Raw genomic sequence first — 7,757 nt, 5'->3', positions numbered from 1 at the left:
GCCGAGGTCCTTACTCATAGACACCCCGCTAAAAACCATACGGAGTGAACTTTCTAATGCGTAACCCCTGTATTTATTAGTGAAAACCCCGAAGGGGTTTCATGGACTATTAACCCAAGCTTCCCCCTGAAGGGGAGCGTTAGCGAGCCTGAAGGTGAAGCTTGGGTGAGAAGATCCCCACTACCACGCTACCCCGAAGGGGTTGCATATACACATATAGAGAATGTTGCACAAAGTGCCATTCTCGCACATTTGCTTCAAATGTGCTGAGACTTTGCACGAAGGATGAGATGCAAGGCCTGAGGATGAGGGCAAGGTGCACGCAGGTCACCAAGGCCCCACTGGGCTGAAGGGAGCGTACTTACGTACGTGACCGAGGCCCGAATTCCGAAAGCAACGCAGCAGATCGCCTTCGTGCAACAGTCTCTTCTAATAAAAGGCCCCATAAAGCAATATAGTCTCAACCGCACCCAGCGATTGAGACTATTTTTTATCTACTAAAATCAATTCCCCCCTCATCCTACAGCCAGACAAACTTTGCGTAATATTCTTAATAGCTATCCCAATAAGAACTATCATCTTCGTCTTCATCTAAATAATAGTCATCATCTGTATCGTAGTCATCCCAGTTGTAGATTGATTAGTCGTCTGAGTCATATTCTGAGTCGTAGTCATCATCTTGATCTATTTCATCTTCAAGTCTAATTACTTGATCATTGCTATAGCCCCTATATCTTTGAGGAGTTGAATAGGTGCTAGTATCAGAACTTGATTTAGAATATGAGTTTCTAGAGTGTTCGGAAATAGATAGAATTAAAATAAAGGAGATGTATAACATCAATAATATCAATAATATCCAACCAATAGTACTCCTCTTAATCTCTGTACCCTTCTCGACTTCTTTCACAGAGCTTGGATCATTGCTAGCTTGCGGAACTTCTTTCTCTCTATTATCCTCTACTTTTTCTGCTTTGGCCTCAGTAATAGGCCATCCCACATGAGTCACTCCTTTATTGATAGAGGCTATGATATCAGAGAGCTCACTATTTTCAAACATAAAACCTCGGAAGTAAGAGGTTGGGATTGAGTAATCTATTGGAGGTAATGGAGATATTGGAAACAGAGAAGAAAGATTGAGTTTAACTCTGATATCATTTACGAGAATTGAGAGTATCTCCTCACTTTCACCGCCATCTATTCTTAGCATCTTGATCCACGCATCATCAAGCATAGAGGATATATAAGTGTAGAGGCTGCTAATGTCTCTAAATGCATATCCATTTATCCCGATGGTTATACCCACACAACAACCGACTTCGACCCATTTGAAAAAGGAGTAGTAAAGTACATTTCCACTTCTCTCGGTAGAGAGGTGAAGAGTGTCTGTATCTAGATACGAAATATTGCCAAGATTGGCGAATACGGTTAGGTATAATGACTCCAATGGATACTCATAGATAGTTCCATCATCAAATCTACGCCATACAGATATTTGAGCATTCATAAAGCTATGGATTATCGTAACGTAAATTCGACTACCGACTGGTCATTGAGCACCTTGACAGAAGCCATCCGATCAAGGATTTCATTGCCCAAGAGTAATGGGGCACTCATATTATTTACCACCACTGCCTTCACATCTCGGCAAATGATCGACTTATCCCCCTCAATAACAACCTTACTTAAATTGACCACCACACCCTGAACGATGGTACCATCTGCCAGCTGAGAATTAACTGTTCCGAGGAAATCAGATTTACTCAACAACCCCTTATTGTACAAGTATTGTGCTTCTGCGGCAGAAATGCAACTTCTACTCGCTCCTGTATCAAGGATCATATCCATAGGTAACCCATTAACCGTTACCCGAATGGTCTTAACGCCACCATCATAACGGAATGGGACAATCACCTTATCCCCTCCATAGTACGAAGAGTAATCATTGGAATACTCTTCTGAATCAACCCCATCTGAGTCATAACTGAAGTCAAAATAAACATCTTGGTCAGAAGAGTCATGATCCGATGAGCACTTGCAACCTGAAAGAGCTAGCGACAATAGAATAACAATAAATAAACGCTTCACGAATCTCCTTTCTACGTAATTAGAACTACTTTAATTGCTTTGTCTCCTCTGAAACAGCAACACTATCTTGTTGATTAATAGCCCTATCAACCTTTTCAATTTCCTGCCGTTTCTTACCAAAAACGACATTGCCATTAGAATAAAGGACAATAAACGCTCCCAGCAATAAAGCAACGATGATCCAAGGGATAAACCTGACACAGTTCTGCTTAAAAAGACAAAATGTACCCCCTTTGCTAGAGGTCTCTTCACCTCCTCTCTTTACTTTAGAAGACTTTCCTAAGGTTTGTGATACTTGATTTTTATCATCAAAGTTATTGTTACCACTTTTCCGAATGGTGCGTGAATTAGAGAGCCTATTTTGATTTTCCAACCGTTTTTCGCCACTTACTATCTCTTGAATAGCTCCAAGTTTTTCTTTAAGATCCAAATTCTCCTCAGCTACTTCTCTAGACCTCTCTCTTTCTTCTTCTAAGCTGGATTGATAGTTTCTTTTTAGCTCATCTAGATTACTTTGGTGCTTGCTATTTATCTGTCGCACTTGTTCCTCATACTCTTTGAGATTAGCATTCTCTCTTTTGGAGGGAAAAGAGTCTGAAAACAATAGCCTTCCTCCACCATACAAGACATTTGAATAATCCACACACTGTGGTAGGTCAATAGTACTCAATCTATGTAGCTTACCATTAGATTCTCTTGTGTTATTGGGGATCCTGATAAAATCCTCTTCAGCAGTAATACTCATGGAAGTTATAAACTCAACTATTTTCTTCTCAATCCTTAGTGGAATGTCTTTGGCGAAGCTTGCCCCACCTACAAGTTCTTTTAAGTCCTTTTTTACTAATGTCCCAATTATGCACGACGCAAAACAGCTATTCATTATTGCGTAGATCTGATTTAGATCCTTAAATAGCATTGCTGATCGACAGGTAATGCCCACATAATCATTATCACGAGAACCCTTAAGTCCATATATCAAAACCGTATAGTCTACCCAGCGCTGGTCACCGATTTGCCTTAGTCGGACATCGAATAAAGGGGTGTTCTTTGGCAACTCCTTTATATCGGTATAAAAAGTGGTCTCAAAGTAACTAGCATCTTTATCCGGAAAGGAAAATGCTCCGTTGTTAGCCCCAAATACAAATACCTCAATACTCATAAGATCATCTACACTTTTCTAGGATCATCTTCCACAATCGGCTCGCATAGATATCATTCGACTCCTCATAGATCACAGTATTACCATCAGAGGACTCACTAAATGTTCCCGACTGAAAAGCTATAAAAGAGGCGTAGCTAGGCTTGAAAAAGCTTGTGATGGGGTGCGTATTCTTAAAGATCTCAAAGATACCTGGATATGCCTCACGCACCTCTTTCTTTGCAATTCTTGCATCATAGACTCCACCTGATTGCACGGAGCTAGAGAGATCAACTTTATTGAGAACCACAATAAACTTATCTCTAAGCACTGCCTTCTTTCGTAGCGTCCGTATCTTCTCCACATATTGATCCCTGCTACTTCCATCACCCATTAGCTTGACATCAGACTCAGCAAGGACCAGGTAAACCTTTCTATTTTTAGAGCTAGAGATAATACGATTCAAATAGGGAGGGAACTCGTTGGTAATCCTCTTGCTATTATGGAAGTGCTCTCCTGGTGCTTCTAATATCTGACAAATTGGCTGTCTATTCTTCGATACCGTTGCTAGCATAAAGCTCACTATATTAGTACCCTCAGCCGCCTCAGGCGAGTCAATCATACTATTGAACTCATCACACATTCTAGTATAAAATGGGTCGTTTGGTCTAAAAAGTCTATTCGGCACCACGCTATACCCATTCCTCCTCAACCACCTTGATAGGCGAATAAGCATCATGGTCTTTCCAGAAGCAGGAGGTCCAAAAAGCACTACGATAGGGGTTTTTTGATCGGGAATCTCCACCTGAATCTTCATTGGATCAGTCTCGTATGATACCTCAGTAGTATCCGAGGTCTTATCCCCATCATACTCCTCAACCGTTAATTCATCAAAAGGATCGCTCAAATTTGGTATTTCAATTGCCATATCTTATCATCTTAATAGTTGCTACTCATCATCTCTCGCTGTTGCCAAACTAAAGAATACAAAGGCTGCGATATCCACCAATACAGATAATAGAATCCACAACACGACCTCTCGTCCTGTAAACTTCCCATTAAATATATCCTTCCAGACCTCAACAACACTAAGCATCCTATGAGTTCTAGTCACACCAGACTTATAAACCTCTTTATCCTCATCACTTATGTTGATAAGATCAGAATAATTGTTGACAGTGGTATAGGATCGTACTAATAGAGCATCGACATTAGAGATCAGTTTTTGATTGACATTGCCCTTTGCTTTTTCCTCAGCAAGTGCCACCTCCGCTTTTTTTAGCTCTTCTACTAGTCTTTTAGCCTCAGGCTGATAATAGGATACACGATTATCCATACCTTGCACTTTAATCTTTTCAATGCGATTCTCCAATAGGCTATGAATAATTTGACTATATTGCTCCTTAAGCGCCTTACGCTTTGCTGGAGTATTGCCACTTCCAGAAAGTGTAGGTATCTCAGCCACGCCAAGTGCATGAGCTAACCCTCTTAGATGCTCCTTAGCTCTATCCCCAAATCCAGCATTTGCTTTATTGTCTATTTCATTTTCAAGAGCTATTTGCAAGGCTTTTACCTCGCTCTCTACTTTTTCAATATTCGCTTTGATCCTATTATTCACCGACGAATTATCAGCAAGGTCTTGCAAGTAACTCTTAGTCTTTGCCACATCCAGCAAAACAACATCATTTATCGCAGCACGATAAAAGAATGTATGGGTATTGGTAGGCATACTAAAACAAAGCCAAAAAACTAATAGCAAAAGTATACCTAACACCATTCGTGTCTTTCTCTTTTCAAGGTAGATATTCATATTTAAGCTATCCATTATCAGCTTACTTCCATACGAAGCGATAATAAAGAAAGCAATAGTTACTACCCAACAAAAGAACTTTGGCCAGCTTGGTAAAAGCAAGTGCAAAGACTCCGTTGTCGCCCAGCAGCTGATACCTGCCAATAAAGCGAAGGCAACGATCAAGCCTATCTTCTTCATCTGTTCTCTATCCATATCAATATATAAACATTAAAAATATCAAATATCACAACACAATAACCAATGTACAGATTAGCTAAAAACAAGCGTCATAAAAAAAGGTGCTGAAACCTCCTATAAGAGGTCTCAACACCTTGTCATTATATTTTTGATTTCCCAAAGGGCTACACCGGCTAAAAGACGGTGTAACGACTTCTAGGAAATTACTCCGTAGCGAAGAAGTGTTTAGAGAGCAATCTCTCTCTCTCTCTCTCTCTCTCTCTCTACTCAAAAACATTGAGACAGCAAAATACTCACAGTTAATAATCCATAACTCCGAAGAATAAAGTGGCAGTATTCTTCAAGCACCTTAACTTTATCTGCCCAAAGATAACATTTATTGCCCATAAACACAAACTATTGGCAAAAATTATTAGGGCGACAAAAAAGATTGCATTGAGCACTATCTTGTGGCACTTATATAAAAGCACTATCTTTGTGGGAGTTAGTAACTATTTAAGCTGAATCTATGAAACGATTAGGAATCCTTCTGCTGGTCATTGTGAGCGTGGTAGCCATCGTATTGATTATTAGGGGTCAGAGCAAAAAAGCTGACACGCCTCAAGAGAGCCCACAAGCAGTGGCTGAGGTGGTAGATACGAACCACGTCAAAGATTCTATCGCTGCTAGAGAGCGGGCCCAAGCTAAGCTAGACTCATTGGTTATAAGTCAGTTAAACGACTCTCTTGCCTATATCAATAAGGAGATAAAGGCCAACCCCGAGGATCCTAGAGCTTGGGTTAAGCTCAACCTTCTCTACAATAACCCCCAGTTTAAGCTGGATGACACCAGCAAACGCTATGAAGCCCTTATGAAGAGCATCATATTTATGCACCAACAGCCCAAGCGGGGTGCCGAAGCTTACTCTATGTGGGTAGATGCCTATCTCCCAGAGGAGAAGAAGTCGCAAGAATTGACCGCACTAAACGAAGCGATCCGAAAGAGTCCCAAGAAGTTGGATCTCTATGAGCAGCGTGCTGATACCTACCTTTCAATGAATCAGTCAGAGCTCGCTGAAATTGACCTCCTACAGATGGTCTACATTGCACCAAATAACAAGAGAGGCTACCAAGCGTTGCAGGAAAAGATGGGGCACGACCAAGCATCATCCCTCTGGAATAGCATCCTAACCTTAGCCCCCAAGTCGCCTAAAGCCTACTATCTTGCCTCTGAATATCTCCGTATGAGCGGTTCACAAGATGAAGCTCTCCAACTAGCCATGAAAGGAATGTCCCTCTATGGCGATGATGATGACCACAACCTCTTTAACCAACTGAAGTATTTGATAGATCGGAACTCTGATGGTGAAGAAGGGGCATTGATATCCCAGCTCAAAAGGCAGATGAATCAGCACCCGAATCGTCCCGAGTGGGCACTTCTGATCGCCTCTCAATACGATGGCGAGTGCCACTCCAATTGCCAACAAGCGATCCACTATTATCAGGCAGCTCTAAAAGGGATCAATCGAAGCAGTTCATTGTACCTATCCACTATTGAGCAGTTGGCAAGGTGCTATGTAGAGGTGGGAAACTTTTCCTTTGCTCTGAAGTACCAAGATATTGCTATCAAGCAAGACCCGACCTTTGCAGGCTATCACTACAATAAGGCGATGATGCTCCATGCCTCTGGAGACAGCAAAGCAGCTATTAAGGAGCTCAATAAGTATCTCTCTCACAGCAATAGCGACAAGAGTGACGCTCGAGCTTACTACAAACGAGCTTCCTACAAGTATGAAGTCAAAGATTTCTTTGGAGCACTCATTGATGTAGGGCAAGGAATGGAGATGGAGACCCAACCCACCCCTTTTGCATACCTAATTCGTGGCAATATCTATGCTGCTCAAGGAAAGAAGGAAGAAGCCAATGCCGATTTCAAGGCGGTATTGGGCAATACCAGTAGCGACGACTGTAGCACCCGCCCCTTTGCCTACATCGGCTTGGGGCAAAAGGAGGAGGCGATGAAAATATTAGCTGATAAAGTCAGCGATTATCAAAAGGAGCAAAGGACCGACGAAAGCAAGTTCTATAGCCTCCTTCGCGCCCTCGTGGAGCAAGGCGATGCAGACCTGGCACTCTACTTCAAGCAACTCTCAGAGGAGTGGCCCTATCCCTACCCTTGCCTTGATGAAAACATTAGGGTGGTACAAAACAATCCTAAGTACAAGGAGCTACAAAAAAGAGGAATAAAGACCAAGTAACCCTCAGCCACACCCATTCCCTCAGGGGTTACGCATTAGAAGAGGCTGTTGTACGAATGATTATATTCAAACTGTTTAGAATAATGGAGTAAGGACCTCGGCAGAGGTCCCTCTTAAATAAGCATAGGTCGGAGGGACAAAGTCCCGAACGACCTGTGTATCGTAGATGTACAATATCTTTATGACCCCGGCTGAGGGGTCAGACTTAGAGACAGGGTTGTCCGACCCCTCGGCCGGGGTCGCAAGGGCATTTTACACCTATTTATACACAGGTTGTCTTGTCCTAGAAAAAGTTGACTCATAGATAG

6 protein-coding genes are annotated in these 7,757 nt (G+C 42.0%); 1 reads left to right on the top strand and 5 read right to left on the bottom strand.

Translation table 11 applies throughout. From position 1 onward, the window contains the following. Positions 1–640: 640 nt before the first annotated feature. From HMPREF3027_RS08365 to HMPREF3027_RS08345, 5 genes are read right to left on the bottom strand one after another with little or no spacing between them, the layout of a single operon-like run. Positions 641–1,504, bottom strand: coding sequence for a hypothetical protein (locus HMPREF3027_RS08365; protein ID WP_070708083.1), 864 nt, complete (start codon positions 1,502–1,504; stop codon positions 641–643). Between the two features lie 11 nt (positions 1,505–1,515). Beyond that, entirely contained in the window at positions 1,516–2,085 is a 570-nt protein-coding gene (locus HMPREF3027_RS08360; protein WP_070708081.1) for a retropepsin-like aspartic protease family protein, read from the bottom strand. Positions 2,086–2,110: 25 nt separating this feature from the next. Then, positions 2,111–3,244 (bottom strand): hypothetical protein, encoded by a 1,134-nt coding sequence (locus HMPREF3027_RS08355; RefSeq protein WP_070708079.1) that lies wholly within the window; start codon positions 3,242–3,244, stop codon positions 2,111–2,113. 4 nt (positions 3,245–3,248) lie between these two features. Continuing rightward, complete coding sequence (locus tag HMPREF3027_RS08350; RefSeq protein WP_070708078.1) at positions 3,249–4,151, bottom strand: ATP-binding protein; 903 nt, start codon at positions 4,149–4,151, stop codon at positions 3,249–3,251. A gap of 21 nt (positions 4,152–4,172) precedes the next feature. Further along, complete coding sequence (locus HMPREF3027_RS08345; RefSeq protein WP_070708076.1) at positions 4,173–5,228, bottom strand: hypothetical protein; 1,056 nt, start codon at positions 5,226–5,228, stop codon at positions 4,173–4,175. A 493-nt stretch (positions 5,229–5,721) separates the two neighbouring features. Between HMPREF3027_RS08345 and HMPREF3027_RS08340 the strand changes: the two genes are divergently transcribed. After that, positions 5,722–7,449: a tetratricopeptide repeat protein gene (locus tag HMPREF3027_RS08340; protein ID WP_070708074.1), complete on the top strand. Its 1,728-nt coding sequence runs from the start codon at positions 5,722–5,724 to the stop codon at positions 7,447–7,449. Positions 7,450–7,757: the final 308 nt, after the last annotated feature.

The organism is Porphyromonas sp. HMSC077F02 (assembly GCF_001815465.1).
Lineage (GTDB): Bacteria > Bacteroidota > Bacteroidia > Bacteroidales > Porphyromonadaceae > Porphyromonas_A > Porphyromonas_A somerae.
Note: the sequence above shows the minus strand (reverse complement) of the source record. Positions and strands in the feature narration are given on the sequence as shown.

What these genes read in the sequence shown, in the direction of transcription:
- HMPREF3027_RS08355 (WP_070708079.1), bottom strand. Translation starts at nt 3,244, where the DNA reads ATGAGTATTGAGGTATTTGTATTTGGGGCTAACAACGGAGCATTTTCC.
- HMPREF3027_RS08340 (WP_070708074.1), top strand. Translation starts at nt 5,722, where the DNA reads ATGAAACGATTAGGAATCCTTCTGCTGGTCATTGTGAGCGTGGTAGCC.
- HMPREF3027_RS08350 (WP_070708078.1), bottom strand. Translation starts at nt 4,151, where the DNA reads ATGGCAATTGAAATACCAAATTTGAGCGATCCTTTTGATGAATTAACG.
- HMPREF3027_RS08365 (WP_070708083.1), bottom strand. Translation starts at nt 1,504, where the DNA reads ATGAATGCTCAAATATCTGTATGGCGTAGATTTGATGATGGAACTATC.
- HMPREF3027_RS08345 (WP_070708076.1), bottom strand. Translation starts at nt 5,228, where the DNA reads ATGGATAGAGAACAGATGAAGAAGATAGGCTTGATCGTTGCCTTCGCT.